A 1470-nucleotide genomic window follows, 5' to 3' on the forward strand; every position below is an offset into this window, starting at 1 on the left:
AAGCCGAAATACAAAAATCCACCTCCATACTAATCGATACCCTATGCGCAAGTACCTTGCGGCTATGCCAATCAATCACAGCACATAAATAAACAAAGCCTTTTGCCATAGGGATATACGTTATATCCGTAGACCACACTTGATTACTGCGCTGAATAGCCAATCCTTTGAGCAGATATGGATATTTACGGTGAGCTTGATTAGCCTGGCTTAAATTTGGTTTGCAATATAACGCCTGAATACCCATTTTCTTCATTAAAGTACGTGTATGACGTCGTCCTATATGATGTCCTTGACGATTCAACAAATCACGCATCATACGACTGCCTGCAAAAGGATATTGCATATGTAATTCATCAATACATCGCATCAGCTTCAGATCTGATGCACTCACAGGTTTTGGGCGATAGTAATAACAACCACGGGAGACTTTCAGCAGCTTAGCTTGCTTAGATACTGAAATCTGAAGTGAGTCGTCGATTAACTTTTGTGGTTGAAGCGGCCCAGTTTCTTCAACACACCTTCTAAAAAATCAATTTCTAATGCCTGCTCACCGATTTTTGCATGTAGTTTTTTTAGATCGATGGGTGGTTCTGTTGGAGCTTTTGATTGATCGAAAGCTTGCGAGGAAGCTGAGATCAATTGATTTTTCCAGTCAATAATTTGGTTTTGATGAACATCAAACTCAGCACTCAATTCAGCAAGTGTTTTTTCTGCTTTAATCGCAGCAAGTGCTACCTTAGCTTTAAAATCATTTGAATGATTTCTTCTTGGTCTACGTGCCATAAAATACTCCATATATTGATGTTTATAACATCATTTGAGGAGCAAAATATCACTTATAGGAGTTGTTCAAATTTACGGATCCATCTCTCTAATGAAGAAATTCTAAAATTAACATAATACACCTTATACAAAATGCCCTTGTAAGCCCTTAATCAAGGGCATTTTTAGTCTCTACTTAACATAAAATTTTGGTGGTGCTTCAAAAAGTATGCTGCCTTTAAATGAAGCCATTATTGATGTAAAAGAAAAGAAGGCTAAATCAAAAGCTTTAAAATGGTTTTCAAGCTTTTTTGAAAAATTACAGCTTCTTCTGAAGCTACGCCTAATTCTATGCCTTATTTTGCAATTATTGCCTTCAATACCTACAGTAAAAAATTTACCAATACTTTGCTTACCATTTTTAAAAGCAGTGATGAAACTGTCCCAATGATCACTTGCAATTCGGGTGTAGTGAATATCTAATTGTTTAAGCTTTGTCTTCAATTGTTAGACTGTAGCTAAATCTCGTTTACCCCAAACATAAGCAACAATTTCACCTGTTTCTCGATGATAGGCGTAAATAAGCCATTGTTTATTCTTTTTATTTCCAACAAAATTCCAGAACTCATCTACTTCGAGAGATTCATAATGACTTTGCTGAGGCTGAATTTCATAGGTTGATTCAGTTAAAGTACGTAAAACTTT

Annotated in this window: 2 pseudogenes; both read right to left on the reverse strand. The window is 36.0% G+C overall.

Annotation, left to right across the window (positions count from 1 at the left end):
- Nucleotides 1–798 (reverse strand): annotated as a pseudogene (locus FTU16_RS16385) (IS3-like element ISAba14 family transposase); the annotation flags it as partial.
- Nucleotides 799–1003: 205 nt separating this feature from the next.
- Nucleotides 1004–1470, reverse strand: a pseudogene (locus FTU16_RS16390) (IS1 family transposase); the annotation flags it as partial.

It is taken from the genome of Acinetobacter sp. YH12069 (assembly GCF_013419675.1).
Taxonomy (GTDB): Bacteria; Pseudomonadota; Gammaproteobacteria; order Pseudomonadales; family Moraxellaceae; genus Acinetobacter; species Acinetobacter amyesii.